Origin of the sequence: Actinomadura macra NBRC 14102, assembly GCF_001552215.1 — a bacterium.
Lineage (GTDB): Bacteria > Actinomycetota > Actinomycetes > Streptosporangiales > Streptosporangiaceae > Spirillospora > Spirillospora macra.
Map to the genome: position 1 here is coordinate 1 of NZ_BCQT01000019.1, position 18689 is coordinate 18689.

At 69.2% G+C, this 18689-nt stretch carries 20 protein-coding genes; 13 read left to right on the top strand and 7 right to left on the bottom strand.

Annotated features, from left to right (window positions below; all coding sequences use genetic code 11):
* The 3 genes from AMA02S_RS29630 to AMA02S_RS29640 form a co-directional block, all read right to left on the bottom strand.
* On the bottom strand, positions 1-1944 hold a 1944-nt coding region (locus tag AMA02S_RS29630; RefSeq protein ID WP_501162065.1), incomplete at its 3' end, for an RNA polymerDNA-directed RNA polymerase subunit B.
* Between the two features lie 348 nt (positions 1945-2292).
* Positions 2293-3456, bottom strand: a complete 1164-nt coding sequence (locus AMA02S_RS29635) for an MFS transporter (RefSeq protein ID WP_067464644.1) — start codon at positions 3454-3456, stop codon at positions 2293-2295.
* A gap of 96 nt (positions 3457-3552) precedes the next feature.
* A complete protein-coding gene (locus tag AMA02S_RS29640; RefSeq protein ID WP_067464646.1) occupies positions 3553-4524 on the bottom strand; it encodes a helix-turn-helix domain-containing protein in 972 nt (323 codons plus the stop codon).
* Between the two features lie 59 nt (positions 4525-4583).
* Here AMA02S_RS29640 and AMA02S_RS29645 point away from each other — a divergent pair, with 59 nt between their 5' ends.
* Positions 4584-5756, top strand: a complete 1173-nt coding sequence (locus tag AMA02S_RS29645) for an MFS transporter (protein ID WP_067464648.1) — start codon at positions 4584-4586, stop codon at positions 5754-5756.
* 77 nt (positions 5757-5833) lie between these two features.
* Here AMA02S_RS29645 and AMA02S_RS29650 read toward each other — a convergent pair whose 3' ends face one another.
* Positions 5834-6769: a sensor histidine kinase gene (locus tag AMA02S_RS29650; RefSeq protein ID WP_281181934.1), complete on the bottom strand. Its 936-nt coding sequence runs from the start codon at positions 6767-6769 to the stop codon at positions 5834-5836.
* Positions 6770-7176: 407 nt separating this feature from the next.
* On the opposite strand from AMA02S_RS29650, the gene AMA02S_RS29655 reads away from it, so the two are divergent.
* From AMA02S_RS29655 to AMA02S_RS29665, 3 genes are all read left to right on the top strand, one after another.
* Positions 7177-7803 carry a M15 family metallopeptidase gene (locus tag AMA02S_RS29655; protein WP_067464652.1) on the top strand — a complete coding sequence of 209 codons (627 nt, stop codon included), beginning with the start codon at positions 7177-7179 and terminating at the stop codon, positions 7801-7803.
* Positions 7800-8876 carry an endonuclease/exonuclease/phosphatase family protein gene (locus AMA02S_RS29660; protein WP_157430903.1) on the top strand — a complete coding sequence of 359 codons (1077 nt, stop codon included), beginning with the start codon at positions 7800-7802 and terminating at the stop codon, positions 8874-8876. Before AMA02S_RS29655 ends, AMA02S_RS29660 begins: the two co-directional genes overlap by 4 nt.
* Before the next feature lie 304 nt (positions 8877-9180).
* A complete protein-coding gene (locus AMA02S_RS29665) occupies positions 9181-9681 on the top strand; it encodes a MarR family winged helix-turn-helix transcriptional regulator (protein ID WP_067464654.1) in 501 nt (166 codons plus the stop codon).
* A 79-nt stretch (positions 9682-9760) separates the two neighbouring features.
* Here the strand turns inward: AMA02S_RS29665 and AMA02S_RS29670 are convergent, their stop codons facing one another.
* Positions 9761-10729: a helix-turn-helix transcriptional regulator gene (locus tag AMA02S_RS29670; RefSeq protein ID WP_067464656.1), complete on the bottom strand. Its 969-nt coding sequence runs from the start codon at positions 10727-10729 to the stop codon at positions 9761-9763.
* Between the two features lie 119 nt (positions 10730-10848).
* On the opposite strand from AMA02S_RS29670, the gene AMA02S_RS29675 reads away from it, so the two are divergent.
* Positions 10849-11304 carry a pyridoxamine 5'-phosphate oxidase family protein gene (locus AMA02S_RS29675; protein ID WP_067464660.1) on the top strand — a complete coding sequence of 152 codons (456 nt, stop codon included), beginning with the start codon at positions 10849-10851 and terminating at the stop codon, positions 11302-11304.
* Between the two features lie 39 nt (positions 11305-11343).
* Here the strand turns inward: AMA02S_RS29675 and AMA02S_RS29680 are convergent, their stop codons facing one another.
* The gene (locus AMA02S_RS29680; protein WP_067464664.1) at positions 11344-13623 is read right to left on the bottom strand and encodes an ATP-binding cassette domain-containing protein; all 2280 of its coding nucleotides are present in this window, start codon (positions 13621-13623) and stop codon (positions 11344-11346) included.
* A gap of 82 nt (positions 13624-13705) precedes the next feature.
* On the opposite strand from AMA02S_RS29680, the gene AMA02S_RS29685 reads away from it, so the two are divergent.
* The 3 genes from AMA02S_RS29685 (at position 13706) to AMA02S_RS29695 (ending at position 15698) form a co-directional block, all read left to right on the top strand.
* Positions 13706-14518, top strand: a complete 813-nt coding sequence (locus AMA02S_RS29685; protein WP_067464666.1) for a TetR/AcrR family transcriptional regulator C-terminal domain-containing protein — start codon at positions 13706-13708, stop codon at positions 14516-14518.
* Between the two features lie 59 nt (positions 14519-14577).
* A complete protein-coding gene (locus AMA02S_RS29690) occupies positions 14578-15207 on the top strand; it encodes a hemerythrin domain-containing protein (RefSeq protein ID WP_067464668.1) in 630 nt (209 codons plus the stop codon).
* 62 nt (positions 15208-15269) lie between these two features.
* Positions 15270-15698, top strand: coding sequence for a nucleoside deaminase (locus AMA02S_RS29695; RefSeq protein ID WP_067465558.1), 429 nt, complete (start codon positions 15270-15272; stop codon positions 15696-15698).
* A gap of 24 nt (positions 15699-15722) precedes the next feature.
* On the opposite strand, the gene AMA02S_RS29700 is transcribed toward AMA02S_RS29695, so the two are convergent.
* Positions 15723-16262, bottom strand: coding sequence for a dihydrofolate reductase family protein (locus tag AMA02S_RS29700; protein ID WP_067464670.1), 540 nt, complete (start codon positions 16260-16262; stop codon positions 15723-15725).
* A 287-nt stretch (positions 16263-16549) separates the two neighbouring features.
* Between AMA02S_RS29700 and AMA02S_RS29705 the strand changes: the two genes are divergently transcribed.
* From AMA02S_RS29705 to gvpO, 5 genes are all read left to right on the top strand, one after another.
* The gene (locus AMA02S_RS29705; RefSeq protein ID WP_067464672.1) at positions 16550-16828 is read left to right on the top strand and encodes a hypothetical protein; all 279 of its coding nucleotides are present in this window, start codon (positions 16550-16552) and stop codon (positions 16826-16828) included.
* Between the two features lie 128 nt (positions 16829-16956).
* Positions 16957-17400 (top strand): gas vesicle protein GvpJ, encoded by a 444-nt coding sequence (gene gvpJ / locus AMA02S_RS29710; RefSeq protein WP_067464679.1) that lies wholly within the window; start codon positions 16957-16959, stop codon positions 17398-17400.
* Positions 17397-18167, top strand: coding sequence for a GvpL/GvpF family gas vesicle protein (locus AMA02S_RS29715; RefSeq protein WP_067464681.1), 771 nt, complete (start codon positions 17397-17399; stop codon positions 18165-18167). Before gvpJ ends, AMA02S_RS29715 begins: the two co-directional genes overlap by 4 nt.
* A gap of 4 nt (positions 18168-18171) precedes the next feature.
* Positions 18172-18411: a gas vesicle protein GvpG gene (locus AMA02S_RS29720; protein ID WP_067464684.1), complete on the top strand. Its 240-nt coding sequence runs from the start codon at positions 18172-18174 to the stop codon at positions 18409-18411.
* Between the two features lie 14 nt (positions 18412-18425).
* Positions 18426-18683, top strand: a complete 258-nt coding sequence (gene gvpO, locus AMA02S_RS29725) for a gas vesicle protein GvpO (protein ID WP_067464689.1) — start codon at positions 18426-18428, stop codon at positions 18681-18683.
* Positions 18684-18689: the final 6 nt, after the last annotated feature.

An 18689-nucleotide genomic window follows, 5' to 3' on the forward strand; every position in this document is an offset into this window, starting at 1 on the left:
GTTGCGGGTGCCGTCATCGTTCATCACCGTGACGTAGTCAGCCGACACCTCCTCCACCACACCGGCCTTGTCCGCAGTGATCACATCACCGGCATCGGTCGCGGCCCGGTACTCCATACCGGTCCCCACCAGCGGCGCCTCGCTGCGCAGCAACGGCACCGACTGCCGCTGCATGTTGGAACCCATCAACGCCCGGTTGGCGTCATCGTGCTCCAAGAACGGGATCATCGCCGTGGCCACCGAGGTCATCTGCCGCGCCGAGACATCCATGTACTGGACATCACGCGGGCCCACCAACTCGACCTCGCCGCCCTTCTTGCGGATGAGCACGCGGGACTCGATGAACGAGCCGTCATCCGCCAATGCCGAGTTGGCCTGCGCGATGACGTAGCGGTCCTCCTCGTCGGCGGTGAGGTAGTCGATCTGCTCGGTCACCACACCGTCGGTGACCTTGCGGTACGGGGTCTCCACGAACCCGAACGGGTTGACCCGCCCGAACGCCGCCAACGACCCGATCAGCCCGATGTTGGGACCCTCGGGCGTCTCGATCGGGCACATCCGGCCGTAGTGGGACGGGTGCACGTCCCGGACCTCCATGCCCGCCCGCTCACGCGACAGACCACCCGGACCCAGCGCCGACAGGCGACGCTTGTGCGTCAACCCGTCCAGCGGGTTGCTCTGCTGCATGAACTGGGACAGCTGGCTGGTGCCGAAGAACTCCTTGATGGAGGCCACGACCGGCCGGATGTTGATCAGGGTCTGCGGCGTGATCGCCTCGACGTCCTGAGTGGTCATCCGCTCCCGGACGACCCGCTCCATCCGCGCCAGACCCAACCGGACCTGGTTCTGGATCAGCTCACCCACCGTGCGCAGACGCCGGTTGCCGAAGTGGTCGATGTCATCGACCTCGATCGGCACAGGGGCACCGCCGACAGAGCTCTCCTGTTGGCCGGCGTGCAGGCGGACGAGGTACTCGATCGTGGAGACGATGTCGTCCTCGGTCAGCGTGCCCTGGTTCATGTCCAGGTCGAGACCGAGCTTCTTGTTGATCTTGTATCGGCCGACCTTGGCGACGTCGTACCGCTTGGGATTGAAGTACAGGTTCTCCAGCAGGGTCTGCGCCGACTCACGGGTCGGCGGCTCACCCGGCCGCAGCTTGCGGTAGATGTCCAGCAGCGCATCGTCCTGACCGGAGGTGTGGTCCTTCTCCAGCGTGACGTTGATCGACTCATACGACCCGAAACGCTCACGGATACGCGCCTCGTCCCACCCCAGCGCCTTCAGCAACACCGTCACCGGCTGCTTGCGCTTGCGGTCGATACGCACACCGACGTTGTCGCGCTTGTCGATCTCGAACTCAAGCCAGGCACCCCGCGACGGGATGACCCGGCAGCTATAGATGTCCTTGTCGGACGTCTTGTCCAGGTTGCGGTCGAAGTAGACGCCGGGCGAACGGACCAGTTGCGAGACCACGACACGCTCAGTGCCGTTGACGATGAAGGTGCCCTTGGGGGTCATGAGCGGGAAGTCGCCCATGAAGACCGTCTGACTCTTGATCTCACCGGTGGTGTTGTTGATGAACTCCGCCGTGACGAACATCGGGGCGGAGTAGGTCATGTCCTTGTCGTTGCACTCCTCGACGGAGTACTTGGGCGGCTCGAACCGGTGATCGCGGAACGAGAGGGACATGGTCCCGGAGAAGTCCTCGATCGGGCTGATCTCTTCGAAGATCTCTTCGAGGCCCGACTCGTCCGGGACGTTTCCGCCTCCGGCCTGACGTGCCTCATCGACCCGGGCCTGCCACCTGTCGTTCCCGAGCAGCCAGTCGAAGGACTCGGTCTGCACGGCGAGAAGGTCAGGAACTTCGAGATGCTCCTGGATGCGCGCGAAAGAGACGCGACGGGGACCAGCGGATACGGCGGAGGCGTTGAGCGAGGCTGCCAACAGGTGTCCTTCCGAGGGCTCGCGGCGGACTGAGCACGCGCACGCCAGACGGCATCACAGCCGGTACGGAAGAGTGGGATACCAAGGCGAGCGCGAAGGGGCAGCATAAAGCACAGCGCAGACAGATGTCCACTCATAAATGTACTGTCAACCTTGATCCCGCATTCAGAATCGCATGTCCTGAGGAAAACGTCAAGTCACCCACACGAGGAGGCTCCTTGGGAAGGAGATCTGGACAATCGCTCGGTACGAGCGCGTCCTTGCCGGACGGTTGCGTCTGCTGGTCGAGGGCCGTTCGACGGCATGCCCGCTGGGCCGCCTTCCCCGCTGGACGACTTCGGTCATCCGTCATGGGAACGCGTGGCGACGCGCGGTGATCACGACGGCCAGGGACGCGGCGACGAGCGGCAGCGCCGTCCAGGGCAGGGCGTCGGAGCCGGTGCCCTCCAGCAGAACGCCGCCGAGAAGCGAGCCGCCCGCGATCCCCGCGTTGTAGACGGTCGTCTGCATGGATGTGGCGACATCGGCGTCGACCGTCCCCGAGGCGTTCACCAGCGCGGTCTGGATCAGTGTCGGCGCGCCGCCGAACGCGACGCCCCAGACCGCGACGGTGGCCAGCAGGACGGCGGGCACATCACCGGCCAGCCCCAAGGTGAGCATGGAGGCCGCGAGCAGGAGCAGCGCGCATACCAGGGTCGTCCGGAGAAGCCGGTCGATGAGGACGCCGGTGAGCCAGACCCCTCCGACCGTCGACAGCCCGAAGACCAGCAGGACGAGTCCGGCACGTCCGAAGCCGGCCTGGTCGGCGAACGGCGCCATGTAGGTGTACATGACCTGATGGCCCAGCAACAACAGCAGGGTGACCAACAGGACGGAGCGGATACCGGGCAGTGTGGCGACGCGGCGCAACGGCGTCCGTTCGGTGGGCGGCTCGCCGGGAAAGTTCGGGACCTTCCACCTGACCCAGCCGGCGGGCACGATGCCGAGGGCGGCCAGCAGAGCAAAGGTGGCGCGCCAGCCGAGGGCGGAGGCGACGGCCGTCCCGGCGGGGATGCCCAGGGACAGCGCGACGGTGATGCCCGCCAGCACCACCGCGATGGCGCGGCCGCGCCGCTCGGCGGGCACCATTCGCGCCGCGTACCCGACGAGCATCGCCCACAGTGTCCCGCCCATGACGCCGGCCAACAGCCGAGCGCCGAACGTCAGGACGTAGGACGAGGACACGGCCGTCACGGCGTTGCACACCGCGAACCCGGCGAGTGTCCCGATCAGCACAGGACGGCGGGACAGCCCGCGCAGCGCGGCGGTGACCGGGATCGCGGCGGCGAAGGACGCGGTGGCGTAGCCGGTCACGAGGAAGCCGACCCGGCCTTCCGGCACGTCCAGGGCCTCGCTCATCCGCGGCAGCAACTCGGTCATCACGGCGGTGAACGCCGCGGTGAACAGGGCCATGAGCCGCGGCCACGGCATCGCCGGCCGGGTGGCGCGGCCCGCCGCCGCGACGGTCGACATGCGGCCATGCTGGAACCTTCACACCTAGTGTGAAGGCAAGGTGATCTGCGTCACCTGGACGTCCTTGATCTGGCCGATGACGACCGGCACCGACCATCAGTTGTCGTGCTGGGCCGCCACCAGGATCTCGCCGGCGGTCGTGCGGTAGTAGAGCACCGACCGCCCGGCGCGGCGTCGCTCGATCAGCCGCGCGTCGAGCAGGACCCTCAGGTGGCGTCCCACCGAGCCGAGTCCCTGGCCGGTGAGCGCGACCAGTTGCGTGGTGCTCTTCGGAGTCTCCAGCAGGACGAGCACGCCCGCCCGCGAGGTCCCGAGCAGCCTGCCGAGCGCCTCCGGCACCGGGGCGCCCACCTCGGCGAGCGTGCCCGAACACGGGTAGACGATGGCGAACCGCCGCCATGTCTCGTCCCAGGAGACCCATCCGTGGCGTGGAGTCACCGGGACGAACATCAGCCGTGCCCCCGAGATCCGGCGCGGCGGGTAGTCGTGGGTGTTGACCTGCAGCCGGCTTCCGCCGAGCCAGCGCATGCCGGGCCGCAGTCCATCCAGCGCCTCGGCCCAGCCGCCCCGGCTCAGCTGTGCGGTGCGGGCGACGACGTCCGCCTCGATGATGCGCCGGCGCCGCGTCCAATCGGGGAGGACGGCGTGGGTCCACACCCACTCCAACAGTCCGGCGGTGCGTTCGGGAAGGTCGTCGCGGTGCAGTTCAGCCGGCAGCGGGCCGCCGAGTGACACGGTCAGATCCTCGCGGGCGCCGCCGGGGGACGCCTCCCGGACGGTCCGCACCTCCTCAGCGAAGGTGGCCTCGCCCCCGTGGGTAGGCGGGGGAGTGAGGTAGTCCGCGTTCCAGGTGCGTCCCAGAGCGGACCGTATGGTCAGGGCCGTGAGGGGGTCGCCGGCCAACCGTTTCCGATAGGCGGGCAGGTGCAGGTCGAGCCAGGAACGTTCGGCCGGATGCGCCGCCGTCCCCCGCTCCAGCATCTTCAATGTCGCGATCGTCTCGGCCAGCGGGGACACCAGGAACCGGCTCCCGACGAGTGTGTCCGCGCTGAGGTCCCACCACCCCATGGTTTCGCACCCCCGCGAAACTCTACCGGCCGCGCGACGGTGGCCCGGAGACTCCGGCCATGCGCACGTATCGGGAACTCTTCCGGACGCCTGAGTTCACATCGCTCTTCCTCACCTCCGCCGCGCAGGTCGCGGCGCAGACGGTGAGCGGGTTGGCCCTTGGCACGATGGTCTACTCCTTGACGGGGTCGCCGCTGCTGTCGTCGCTGGCCATGTTCGGCCCCTCGCTCGCCCAGCTGATCGGCGCGACCACGCTGCTGGCCGCGGCCGACCGGCTTCCCCCGCGCGCCGCGCTGAGCGGCCTGGCGCTGCTGTTCGGTCTCGGCACCGCAGCGCAGGCCATCCCCGGGATGCCGGTGTGGGGGGTGTTCGCCATCCTGCTGGTCCTCGGGGTGACGGCGTCGCTCGGCGGCGGGGTGCGCTACGGGCTGCTCAACGAGATGCTCGCGCGGGACGGCTACCTGCTCGGCCGCTCGGTGCTCAACATGTCGGTCGGCGCCATGCAGATCCTCGGGTTCGCGGTCGGCGGCGTGCTCGTGGCCACCCTGTCGGCACGTGGCACGCTGCTCGCGGGCGCGGTCCTGTATCTGGTCGCCGCAGCAGTCGCTCGCCTTGGCCTCACCCGCCGCCGCCCGCGCGCGGCCGGCCGCCTGTCGGCCGCGGACACCTGGCGGAACAACGCGCGACTGTGGTCGTCCAGGCCCCGCCGCTACGTCTATCTCGCCCTGTGGGTGCCCAACGGGCTGATCGTCGGCTGCGAGTCCCTCTACGTCCCCTACGCACCCGATCACGCGGGAGTGCTGTTCGCCTTCGCCGCGTTCGGGATGCTGGCGGGGGACACCCTGACCGGGCGGTTCGTCCCGCAGAGCTGGCGCAGGAGGCTCGATGCCCCGCTGCGGCTGCTGCTGGCGGCCCCGCACCTGCTCTTCGTCTTCCAACCGGCGCTCCCGATCGCGGTCGCGGCCGTCACCCTCGCCACCGTGGGGTACTCGGCGACGCTGCTGCTGCAGGACAGGTTGATGGCCCTGACGCCGGACGAGCTGAGCGGGCACGCGCTCGGTCTGCACGGCTCCGGAATGCTCGCGATGCAGGGCGTGTGCGCGGCCATCGCGGGCGCTGTCGCCGAGGTGACCTCCCCCTCGACGGCCATCGCGGTGCTGGCGGCGGCGTCCGTCATGGTCACCTTCGCCTTGGCCCCCGGCCTGCGAGGAGCTCCGGTGGCAATCGCCTAGAGTCCACCGGATTGTCGTCTGACCCGCGGCGATGGCCTCGCCCAGGCGGCGACGACGGCGGTGTGATTCCCTGCTCTTCACAGGTGTGCGGCTACCACGGGTAGTTCCACGGTGATGCGGATCCCGCCGGCAGAGCGCGGGGTGAGTGTGAGCTTTCCGTCGTGTGCCTCGGTGATGGTCTTGACGATCGCCAGGCCGAGGCCGACGCCTGCGTAGTCGGTGTGTATGCGCTCGGTGCCACGCTGGAAGGGTTCGGTGAGCGTCGAAACCAGCTGCGGGGTGAGCTTCTCGCCGGTGTTCTCGACAGTGAGTACCACGGTCTTGGGACAGACGCGTGTATTCAGCCATACGGTGCCCTGGCCAGGCAGATTGTGGACGATCGCGTTCTGCAGGAGATTTACGGTCAGCTGCAGCAGGAGCGCTTGCGATCCGATGGTGGGGGTGATGTCACCAGAAGTCTCGATGGTGACGCCGCGTTTTTCCGCCAGGGGGAGGAGCGTCTCGGTGGCCTCTTCCGCCAGAAGGGACAGGTCGACGTGTTCCCGGGTGAAGGACCGCTGGTCGGCACGGCTGAGCAGGAGCAATGCTTCGATAAGGTCGATCGCCCGGGTGTTGACGGTGTGGAGACGTTCGATGACTTCGCCGGTGCAGTGTTCCGGATCGGTGCGGGCCACGTCGAGAAGCGCCTTCGAGATCGCCAGCGGGGTGCGCAACTCGTGCGAGGCGTTGGCCGCGAATCTCCGCTGTTCTGCGACGTGCACTTCGAGCCGTTCGAGCATCCCGTCGAAGACGTCGGAGAGTTCACGGAACTCGTCCTTGCGGCCCGGTAGCCGGATTCGGTGAGAGAGTGACCCGTTCGTGGCCATGCGGGTGGCGTCGGTGATGCGGGTCAGCGGGGCGAGCATCCGGCCGGCGAGCACCCATCCGCCACCGAGGCCGACCATCAGCAGGACGACCAGCACCGCGGCCGAGGCCGAGGCGAAGTCGTGCAGGAGGGTCGAGCGGATCAGCACACCTCCGTCGACACCCGTGTACTTGGGCAGGTGGCGCAGGATGAAGATCCACGCTGCCGCGAGCGGCAGGGCGCCGGCGAGGACGAGGAATCCGGCGTAGCTGAGCGTGAACTTGAGGCGAACGCTCAGCCCAGGCGCTCTATCCACGGTCTCCTCCCTCGCGTCCGGCCTCCGGTTGCGTGTCGATGCGGTAGCCGGCGCCGGGGGGGCGCGCTGATCCAGGGTTCGTCCTCGGCGATCAACAGACGCATGCCATCGATGCTATGGGTCGGCGTATATCGTCTGCGTATCGAAAATTTCATACGTGCTGGCAACTTCGCGCTGTCTTGACTGGCATCATGCACCAAATACCGGCCTCGACACGTAAAGCATCCCGTAGAGTTTGCCGGATTCTCGGCATCGGCCTAGTGTTCGTCATCGTGGTGATCAGTGCGGTCCTTGGCTATCAGTCAAGGAGTTCCCCGCATTCCTCGGCCGCGTCGCATTCTTTCCCCACCGCATCGTCGTCGAAAGTTCCGCGCAATGTCCAACGTGATGCGCCCGGAAAGAAGGGACCTCGCAGTGAACACCGTGGTCCGCTTGGTGAGGCCGACGGTGTCGTACCCGAGGGTGTCACAGTTTTCGCCGAAGCGATTCCGGCCGTGACCAACCTTGATACCGACCTTCTCAAGGCTCTTCGCCAGGCCGCGCTGGACGCCGCGAATGACAACATCAAATTCTACGTCAACAGCGGCTGGCGGTCTCCGGCATACCAGAATCAGCTTCTGCGCGAAGCGGTTTCCAAGTACGGCTCCGAGCAAGAGGCCGCTCGATGGGTCTCGACTGCGGAGACCTCACTTCACGTGAAAGGAGAAGCGGTGGACATTGGGCATTCCGATGCCACGGCGTGGCTGTCGACACACGGGGCCGAGTACGGGCTGTGTCAGATCTACAGGAACGAGTCCTGGCACTACGAACTGCGCCGCGAGGCGATCGATCACGGCTGCCCGCGCATGTACGCCGACCCCACCCAGGACCCCAGGATGCGGAAGTGACTGACAGTATGCAAGCACAGGATCTGGTGGACAGGGCAGAGTCCGGACAGGGCGGTGCCGGCCGCTGGCGCACGGGCGTCCGCCGAGCGATCCTGGTCACCTCTCGACCGGAGCCCTGGAGGCGTGGCCTTGTGCTCGCAGCGCTGGCGCCGCTGCTGGGCCTGTTCATGCTGCTGCACGCGAAGATCCCGAACTGGCCCGGGAACCTCGGCAGCCTGGTGGAGACCTTCCTGCCATGGTTCGGTCTCGGCATTCCGGTGCTGCTGGCCGGGGCGCTGTGGCGCCGCTCCGCCTCCGCGGTGGCCGCGCTGCTGCTGCCTGTCGTGGTGTGGGTGTACCTCTTCGGCGAGGTGCTCAGCGACAAGTCCCGCCCGGGTGCCGACCTCACCATGGCCAGCCACAACGTCGGCGCCGCCAACACCGACCCGGTCGGCACCGCCCGCGACCTGGCCACCTCCGGAACGGACGTGCTGGCACTAGAGGAACTGACCCAGGAGGCCAGGGCCACGTACGAGAACGAACTGGCGAAGGCGTACCCGTACCACTCGGTGCTGGGCACGGTCGGGCTGTGGAGCAAGCTGCCGCTGTCGGACGCCCAGCCGATCGACATCACGAACTACGGGCCGCTGGCGGGAACCATACGGGCTAAGACAAGGATGGGCCCGAACAGGGCGCTGCGGAGCGTGGTGGCCACGGACCACGGGCCACTGGCGGTGTACGTGGCCCACCTGGGGTCCGTACGGGTGAATCCCAGAGCGGGCTTTTGGACGGGCTCGCGGAACATAGGTGTGCAGGCGCTCGGCAAGGCCATCGCCGCCGAGAAGAACAAGCAGGTCGTGTTGCTCGGCGACCTGAACGGCACCATGGACGATCGCGCGTTCAACGACATCACCTCGAAGATGCACCCGGCCCAGAAGGCGGCCGGGAACGGCTTCGGCTTCACCTGGCCGGCGTCCTTCCCAGTGGTGCGCGCCGACGAGATCCTGGTCCGCGGCGTGGAACTGAAGAGCTCGTGGGTACTGCCGGCTACCGGCAGCGACCACCTGCCGGTGGCGGCCGGAATCAGCTGGTGAACACCGGCTCACCGGCCTGCCGAACCCGAGTTCGCCCTGCTCAGACGTACCAGGGATTCTGCCCGACGGTGTCGAGGACCACGGGGACGCCGACTACACCGGCCTGGTGCCCCTGTCGTGACGATGCCAGGGGCACGACGATGGGATCAGGGGGTGGCTTGCCAGTCCCAGTGGGGCGCCTCGCGAAGCGCCTGCCGGAGGGGAGCACCGGCGGGAGGGCCGTAATTGCACCGCCTATCGTGGTTGTCGCCCGCAGGTCCCCGCCGGTTGATAATCTCAACATTGAGCTAATGGGGAGGTGGGGATGGCCGACGCGGTGGACGAGATCCTGGCCCAGTGGGGGCGCGAACGGCCCGACCTTGACGTGTGGCCGATGGGCGTCATCGGCCGGATCTCACGGCTGCAGCTCGTCCTGAACCGCGAGCTCAAGGACTTCTTCGCCCGGCAGGGTCTGGAGAACTGGGAGTTCGACGTCCTGGCCACCTTGCGCCGCGCCGGTGCGCCCTACGAGCTGACCGCCGGGGCGCTGCTGAAGGCCGCGATGGTCACCTCCGGAGCCATCACCAATCGGATCGACCGGATGGAGGCCCGCGGGCTGGTCGAGCGCGTCCGCGACGCCTCGGACCGCCGATCGGTGCGCATCCGCCTGACCCCGCACGGGTTGTCGCTGGTGGACGAGGTCGTCGGCTTGCACACCGCCAACGAGGCGCGCCTGCTGGACTCCCTGGACCCGGACGACCGCGACCTGCTGGCGGGGCTTCTGCGCACGCTCCTGGAATCGCTCGGCGACAGTTCCCTTCGCTGACCGCGTGCAGACGGTCGGGCTCGCCGACGGCGGGCTACTTCGGCGGACGCCATCGACCTGCCTCGCTTACAGGAGATCCTCAACAGGTGAAGGACTCGATGGCGCGGGTCGCCCGGTGCGCGATGGCGGCCAGGTGCTCGGCCAGTTCGGGCGGGTCGAGGAGGGTGTAGTCGACGGTCAGCAGCGTGATCCGGTAGGCCAGGAAGTGCATCGAGTCCGACTGGGTGTGCAGCAGGCACGAGCGGTCGTCGAGGGGTTCCAGGAAGCCCTGCCAGGCGGTGACATGTTCGGAGGCCTCGGCCAGGGGGACGTGCAGGCGCAGCCGGGCGCGGATCGTACCGGAGCCCCCGGCCAGGGAGTCCATCGCCCACGACACCGCGTCCATCCCGCCCGGAAGCTCGCGGGGCGGGACGCGGACACCCGTACGGTGCGGTGCGGAGATCCGGTCGACGCGAAAGGTGCGCCAGTCCGCGCGATCCTCGTCATAGGCGACCAGGTACCAGCGCCGGCCGGCGGCCACCAGCCGGTGCGGCTGTACCAGGCGCCGAGTGGCCTCGCCGTCCGCGCGGGTGTAGGCGAAGCGGACCTGCTCGTGGATCACGCAGGCGGCGGCGAGGGCGGCGAGGAGGTCGGGATCGGCCGGCGGGACGCCACGGTCCTGCGGCGGCAACGCGACCGCCGCCTGGGACAGCGCGGCCACGCGGTGTCGAAGGCGATGGGGGAGGACCTGCTCCAGCTTGGCCAGGGCGCGCAGTGAGGTGTCCTCGACGGCGATGGTGGCTGCGGTGCGCAGGCCGAGCACGATGGCGATCGCCTCGTCGTCGTCCAGCAGCAGCGGTGGCATCGCCGTCCCCGCGGTCAGCCGATAGCCGCCGGTGTTGCCGTGCGTGGCGTGGACGGGGTAGCCGAGCTCGCGCAGCCGGTCGACGTCGCGGCGGATGGTACGGGTGGTGACGTCCAGGCGCTCGGCGAGTTCGGTACCCGACCACTCGCGCGGGGTCTGCAGCAGGGACAGCAGCCGCAGCAGCCGTCCGGAGGGATCGCGCATGTTCCCATGATGCCCGGCTTCTAGGACGTCCAACGACCTAGTGAAGGGGCTCCATCACAGGGGGCCACCCCGATGGGCCATCCTGGTGACGGACGAAGACGATCAGGAGGCTGACGCAGATGACCCCGCCCGCACGGACGGCCGAGCAGCGCAAGCAGGATGTGCTCGACCGGCTGGAGAACGACGTCGATGCCTGGGTGACCACGGCCGATCCCGCGAGCGGGACGCCGTACATGGTGCCGCTGTCGTTCTTCTGGGAGGGAGCGACCCTGCTGATCGCCACGCCGGGCGGCACCCCGACCGGACGGAACCTGCGGTCGTCCGGCAAGGTGCGGCTCGGGGTGGGGCGGACCCGTGACGTCGTCCTCATCGAGGGTACGGCCGAGCCGGTCCCGGACGAGGAGATCTCCGAGGACCTCGGCGTCGCCTTCGCGGCCAAGACCGGGTTCGACCCCCGCGCGCAGACGATCTCCTACACCTATTTCCGCGTACGCCCGGACAGGCTTCAGGCGTGGCGCGAGGTGAACGAGCTGGCGGGGCGCGACCTGATGCGCGACGGCGCCTGGCTCGTCTGACCGGGTGGAGCGCCCGGCCAGACGAGCCAGGGTGGCCGGTCAGGCGACGTATTCGCGCAGGTGGTGGGCGGTGAGGGTGTCGCCCTTGGCCACCAGGTCGGCGGGGGTGCCGGTGAACACGACCTCGCCGCCGTCGTGGCCCGCGCCGGGCCCGAGGTCGATGATCCAGTCGGCGTGCGCCATGACGGCCTGGTGGTGCTCGATGACGATGACGGTGTTGCCGCCGTCCACGAGCCGGTCGAGCAGGGCGAGGAGTTGGTCGACGTCGGCGAGGTGCAGGCCCGTGGTCGGCTCGTCCAGCACGTAGGTCGCGGCCTTCTCCGCCATGTGGATGGCCAGCTTGAGCCGCTGCCGCTCGCCGCCGGACAGCGTGGTGAGCGGCTGACCGAGGCCGAGGTAGCCGAGGCCGACGTCCGCCAGCCGGTCCAGGACGGCGCGGGCCTGGCCGCCGGTGAAGAACGCGCGTGCCTCGGCGACCGGCATCGCCAGCACCTCGCTGATGTCCTTGCCGCGCAGCTTGTAGGTGAGCACCTCGGATGTGAAGCGCTTGCCCTCGCACTCCTCGCAGACCGAGGCGACCCCGGCCATCATCGCGAGGTCGGTGTAGATGACGCCGATGCCCTTGCAGGCGGGGCATGCGCCCGCGGAGTTGGCGCTGAACAGGGCGGCCTTGACGCCGTTGGCCTTGGCGAAGGCCGTCCGGACCGGGTCGAGCAGGCCGGTGTAGGTGGCGGGATTGCTGCGCCGGGAGCCGCGGATCGCGGACTGGTCGACGACCACGACGCCCTCGCGTCCGGGCAGCGATCCGTGGATCAGCGAGCTCTTGCCGGACCCGGCGACGCCGGTGACGACGGTCAGCACGCCGAGCGGGATCTCGACGTCCACGTTCTTGAGGTTGTGCAGGTTCGCGCCCTCGATCGCCAGGTGCCCGGCGGGCTCGCGGACCCGCTCGCGCAGTCGGGCGCGGTGGTCGAGGTGGCGGCCGGTCAGGGTGCCGGACGAGCGGAGCCCCGAGACGTCGCCGGTGAAGCACACCTGGCCGCCCGCCGCGCCCGCGCCGGGACCGAGGTCCACGACATGGTCGGCGATCTCGATCGTCTCGGGTTTGTGCTCGACGACCAGGACGGTGTTGCCCTTGTCCCGCAGCCGAAGCAGCAGGTTGTTCATCCGCCGGATGTCGTGCGGGTGCAGTCCGATCGTCGGCTCGTCGAAGACGTAGGTGACGTCGGTGAGGCTGGAGCCCAGGTGCCGGACCATCTTCACCCGTTGCGCCTCGCCGCCCGACAGGCTGGTGGACTCCCGGTCCAGGCTCAGATAGCCCAGGCCGATCTCGACGAGGGCCTCCAGGGTGTCGTGCAGCGTCGCCAGCACCGGCGCGACGGACGGGTCGTCGATGCCGCGGACGAATTCGGCGAGGTCGCTGATCTGCATGGCCGAGCACTCGGCGATGTTGAGACCGCCGACCTTGCTGTCCAGCGCGGCGGGCGCCAGCCGGGTGCCGTCGCACGCGCGGCAGATGCTGAAGGCGACGGCGCGGTCGACGAACGCGCGGATGTGGGGCTGGAGGGATTCCTTGTCCTTGCCGAGGTAGAGCCGTTGCACCTTGACCACCAAGCCCTCGTAGGTGGTGTTGATGCCACTGTTCTTGATCTTTGTGGCCGGCCTGTAGAGGAAGTCGTTCCACTGCTCGTCGGTGTAGTCGCGGAGCTTGACGTCCGGGTCCACGAAGCCGGACCCCGCGAGGACCTTCCAGTACCAGGAGTCGACCGCGAAGTTCGGGACGGTGACGGCGCCCTCGTTCAGCGACAGGTCCCGGTCGACGAGTTCGTCGATGTCGATCTGGGTGGCCCGGCCGAGGCCCTCGCACTCGGGGCACATGCCCTCGGCGTTGTTGAAACTGAACGCCGTGGAGGTGCCGACGTGCGGCTCGCCGAGCCGGCTGAAGACGATCCGCAGCATCGTGTGCGCGTCGGTCGCCGTCCCGACGGTGGAGCGCGAGTTGGCGCCCATCCGCTCCTGGTCGACGATGATCGCCGCACTCAGGTTGCGCAGCGAGTCGACGTCGGGACGGCCGAGATTCGGCATGAACGACTGGATGAACGCGGTGTAGGTCTCGTTGATCAGGCGCTGCGACTCGGCCGCGATCGTCGCGAACACCAGGGACGACTTGCCCGATCCCGACACGCCGGTGAACACGGTGAGGCGACGTTTGGGGAGGTCCAGGTCGATGTCGGAGAGGTTGTTCTCCCTGGCCCCGCGGACCTCGATGACGTCGTGACTGTCGGCGGCCGTCCGGGGGGCCGGCGCTGGCTGGGTCATCACGTTCCTTCGGCTGCGTATGGCTTAGGCTGTAAAGAGATGAGCTGGAGGAACGTTAGTTTACGGCATAAGGAGTTGCAAGTTGGTCGTCTTCGCCGGGCAGGGCGACGCCCGTCGCACGATGGACCTGCTGTGGCGTCCGGGGGAGCGGCCGTCCGGTCCCGGCCCAAAACCGGGCCTGACCGTGGACGCGATCGTGGTCGCCGCCATCGCCGTCGCCGACGCCGAGGGAATGGGGGCGCTGTCCATGCGCGCGGTCGGGGAGCGCCTCGGACGAACGGCGATGGCCTTGTACACCTACGTCCCAGGCAAGAACGAGCTGGTCGACCTGATGTATGACCGGGCGCTCGCCGAGTTGCCCGCCGCGTACGACCCGGGCGCGGGCTGGCGGGCGGCGATCATGTCCTGGGCGGAGGACTCCTGGGCCTTCTACCTGCGCCACCCGTGGATGCTGCAGGTCTCCCAGGCGCGTCCGGTACTCGGGCCGAACGAGTACCGGGCCCTGGAAACGCTCCTGAACGTCCTGTCCAAGACGGGCCTCGGCGCGCCCGACGTGCGGCGTGCGGTGTCGACGCTGTCGAGCGTGGTGCGCGGCTCCGCGCAGACCGTGGCCGAGTCACGGCAGGCAGTGCGGGCGACGGGGAAGTCGGAGGAGGAGTGGTGGTACTCCCGCACGGGGGTCCTTCAGAACCTCGTCCCCGACTTCGCCGACCGGTTCCCCACGACCGTGTGGCTGGACACCGAGGGGCCCCCGCCCGAGGCGGCGGACGAGACCGTCCCCTATCTGGAGCAGGCGGCCCGCGAGGCGTTCGACGGAGGGCTCGCGCTGGTCCTGGACGGTATCGAAGCCGCCATCGCCCGTACCGGCGCCAACCCGACACCGGGCGGCCTGTGAGGTACGTCTCGGTTTCGCCGCCGACGTCACATCGGGGGCGTCGTGCCCCTCTTCAAGGTATGGAGACTTTCGCGCCCCTGCCGCAGCGGACGGACCGTCTCGCCGTCGTCCACGCGGCGCACGACGCCCTCCGCCGTGATCTGGAGCGGCTCGCGGCGGCCGCGGCGGCGGGCAAGGCCCGAGCCCCGCACGTCCGTGCCGGCTGGGAGAACTTCAAGGAGCAGCTTCACCTGCACCACCAGGTGGAGGACACCCTGCTGTGGCCCCGTGTCGCACGGGCGGTGCAGGGCCGGCGCGCCGAGTTGGGTGTGCTCGCGGAGATGGAGGCCGAGCACACCGGGATCGAGCCGCTGCTCGTGGCGGTCGACGCGGCGCTGGAGGACGGCGGGGATCTGGTGGACGCCGTCCGGGGACTCGGGGCCGGGCTGGAGATGCATCTGCGCCATGAGGAGATGAGCGCGCTGCCGCTGGCGGAGTCGGTGCTGGGGTCGGAGGAGTGGCGCGGGTTCGGCGACTCGGTCCGCCGCGAGTGCGGAGCCTGGATGACACTGTTCGTTCCGTGGATCGTCGACGGGATCGCGCCGATCGAGCGGAGCCGGTTCCTGACGGCCCTGCCGAAGGCCGTCCGGGAGCACAACCGGCTGACGTGGGAGCCGCATTACCGCAAGCGCCGGTTGTGGACCGTATGAACGCCACCAGGGATCATGGTCGTCCCGGCGGCGTCGCCGGGGGCGTGACGGACGGAGACTCCATGACCGACGACGATGTGCGTTTCCTACGCAGGGCCTTGGAACTGGCCATCTCGGCGCGTGAGGGAGGGAATCCGCCGTTCGGGTCGCTGCTGGTCGGCGGCGACGGCGCCGTCCTGGTGGAGGAGCGCAACTCCAGCGTCACCGACTCCGACATCACCGCGCACCCCGAGCTGAAGCTCGCGCGGTGGGCGGGCCGCGAACTCGATCCCGCGGCCGCCGCTGAGGCGACGATGTACACCAGCTGCCAGCCCTGCGGCATGTGCGCGGGCGCGATCGAGCGCTCCGGGCTCGGCCGGGTGGTGTTCGCGCTGTCGGCCGAGCAACTGGCCGCGCTGAAGCCGCCGCCGGTGACGGGCCTGGGCGTTCGCCTGGACGGCCCGGCGCTGCCCGACGAGGCAGCCGTGCCGGTCGAGGGCTACTACCCGTGATGCGCCGGAGTCGCCTCCGGTGACTCAGCCGCGTGCGATGGCATAGGTGGACTGGACGAGGCCCGCGCCGAGGACCCGGGTCGACCGGTGCGCCAGGTCGATGTCCCGGTCGAGGGCGCCGAACAGCGGAAGGCCGCCGCCCAGCAGGACCGGGATCGTGGTGACCGTCAGGTCGTCCAGCAGGCCCGCGCGCAGGAACGCCTGGACGACCCGGCCGCCGTCGGCGTAGACGTGACGCGCCCCGTGGGCGGCAAGGTCCTTCACCAGCGCGTCCAGGTCACGGACGACGGTGATGCGCGGATCCGCGTCCTCGGGAAGGCGGGTGCTCAGTACGACCACCCGCTTTCCCGCGTAGGGCCACGCCCCGAAAGTGAGGACCTTCTCGTAGCTGCCGCGTCCCATCACCAGCGTGTCGATGCCGGCGGCGAACTCCTCGTAGCCGGCGTCGCTCGCTTGCTCTCCTCGGCTGGTGAGCCACTCGATGTCCCCGTCGGCGCGGGCGATGTACCCGTCCAGGCTGGTGGCGATGAAGACCGAGGCGGTGAACGGTCGGTCGGGAGTCATGCGCGCCTCCAGTTTGTGAATGACTGTTCGCTAACTCTACCGGGATCGTAGGCCGGCAGTGAGAGGGCGGTCCATCCAGTCCTCAGGCGCACCGCACACCCCACCAGACGGTTCCAACCGTTGCGCTACGACCTGGACCTGGACACAACACCCGGACGCGCCGGCGCCCGCTACCTGCCCACCGACCAACCCCCGGGTTTGTCCTCGCTGGGTCGGGTACAGCGCGGACGCGGCCGCAAAGGCGGCCGACAGTGGAAGGCCGATCCCCGAGATAGAAGGAACGCAGCATGAAACCCCCCACCGTGAAGCAGGCCGGAAATGCGGCCAAGGACACGCCGAGGAACGCTCAGAAGAGCGCTACGCAGGTCGGAAAGAAGACCGGCCAGGTCGGAAAGAAGACCGGTCAGGCCGGCGCCAAGGTCGGCGGGCAAGTCACGGCCCTGCCCGGACGTGTCGCGATGCTCACGCGGCTGATGACGCTGCGCCGGCTCCTGAAGGCCGCCCCCGTGGTGGCGGCCGCCGGCGCCGCGGTCGTCGTCGGGCGGCGGGTGGCGCGCAAGCGCTGACCTGATGCCCGCGGGTGACCGGAACGTGGTGCCCCGTTTAGCGAGATCAGTGCGGGTACAGGGGCGAAGGAACGATCAAATCCCCACAAGCCACATCAATACCCCCAACCCCCCAAGGAGTGGATGAGATGACTGGGCCGATCGCCCAGCAGACCTCGGGCAGCAGTACCGTCCAGCGCGGCGGCACGGGCAGCAGCCTGGCTGACGTCGTGGACCTGATCCTTGAAAAAGGTCTGGTCATCGACCTGTACGCCCGAGTGTCACTGGTAGGCATCGAGATCCTCACCGTCGACGTGCGGATCGTCGTGGCCAGCGTGGATACCTACCTGCGCTTCGCCGAGGCGGTCAACCGGCTCGACATCGCCCACGACGGCACCTCCCAGGGGCTGCCGCAGTTCGTCGAGGGCATGCAGGAGTCCGGCGCGAAGAAGAAGACGAAGGGCGCCCTCGAAGGTGCCCAGGAACGGCTGAAGGAGACCTTCGGCTCGTCCGACGACTCCGAGGAGGACGAGGACGAGGGCAAGCAGCCCGCGCGACGCCGCTCGTCCCGCAAGAAGGAGGACGACGAATGACGACGCCGCAGCCCCAGGGCCCCACCCCGCAGTACGTGTACGGGGTCATCCACGCCGGAGCGGAAATCCCCTCCGGTATCACCGGCCTGGACGACCGTCCTGTGACTGCGGCCGGTGACGGCGGCCGTTGCGCCGCGGTCATCAGCGACCTGCCCGCGGGCCGCGCGCTCGGCGAGCGCGCGGACCTGGTCGCGCACCAGCGGGTGCTGAACACCCTCTTGGACGCGGGGGTCGCGGTCGTGCCGTTCCGATTCGGCGCGGCGCTGTCGGACCGAGCGGCGGTGGAGAAGGATCTGCTGGCCGGCAACGCCGAGCGGCTCGGACAGGTCCTGGACCAGCTGGAGGGCCGGGTCGAGATGCGGGTGAAGGCCACCTACGTCCAGGACGCGGTACTCGCCGAGATCATGCAGGATGAGCCGGAGGTCGCCGAGCTGGCGGCGCGGCTGCGGGAGGTCCCCGCCGACGCCGCCGACGCGGTCTACTACGACCGTGTCCGGCTCGGCGAGCTGATCGCCCGAGCGATGGAACGCCGCCGCGAGCACGACGGGCAGGCGCTGCTGGAGGCCGCGGCACCCGGCGCGGAGGCGTTCGTCCGTAAGACGCCCGCCCGCGAGGAGGACGTGCTGGACGCCTCGTTCCTGGTCGATCAGGGGCGGCGCGCGGACTTCGAGCGGGCTGTGGACAAGCTCGGCGAGGCGCACTCCGAACGCGTCCGCATCCGGCTGATCGGACCGCTGCCGCCCTACGACTTCGTCCCGGAGGCGTGAACGGATGGGCTTCTTCACCGGGCTGGTCACGCTGCCGCTGGCGCCCGTCCGCGGCGTCGTCTGGATGGCGGGGGTGCTCACCGAGCAGGCGGAGGCGCAGCTGTACGACCCGGGACGGATCGCCGCCGAGATGCAGCAGGTCGCCGACGAGGTGGCCAGCGGTGAGATCACCGAGGAGGAGGCCGCCGCGCGGGAAGAGGACCTGATCCGCCGGCTCAACGAGGGCCGCGCGCGGGGCCTGTAGCGAGGAGACCAGTGATGATGTCCGCGGCAGAGGCCGCCAAGCGCGCGGCCGAACACGTCACCGCGATGACCGGCCGCAGTGCCGAGAGCATCGTGGGGGTGGAGCGCGCCGGCGAGGGGTGGCGCATCACGGTGGAGGTGGTGGAGACCCACCGCATCCCCGACTCCGCCGACATCCTCGCGGTCTACGACACCGAGGTGGACGCCGACGGCGAGCTGGTCGCCTACCGCCGCGCCCGCCGCTACCCCCGCGGACGAGTGGAGAGGGACTGAGAAACG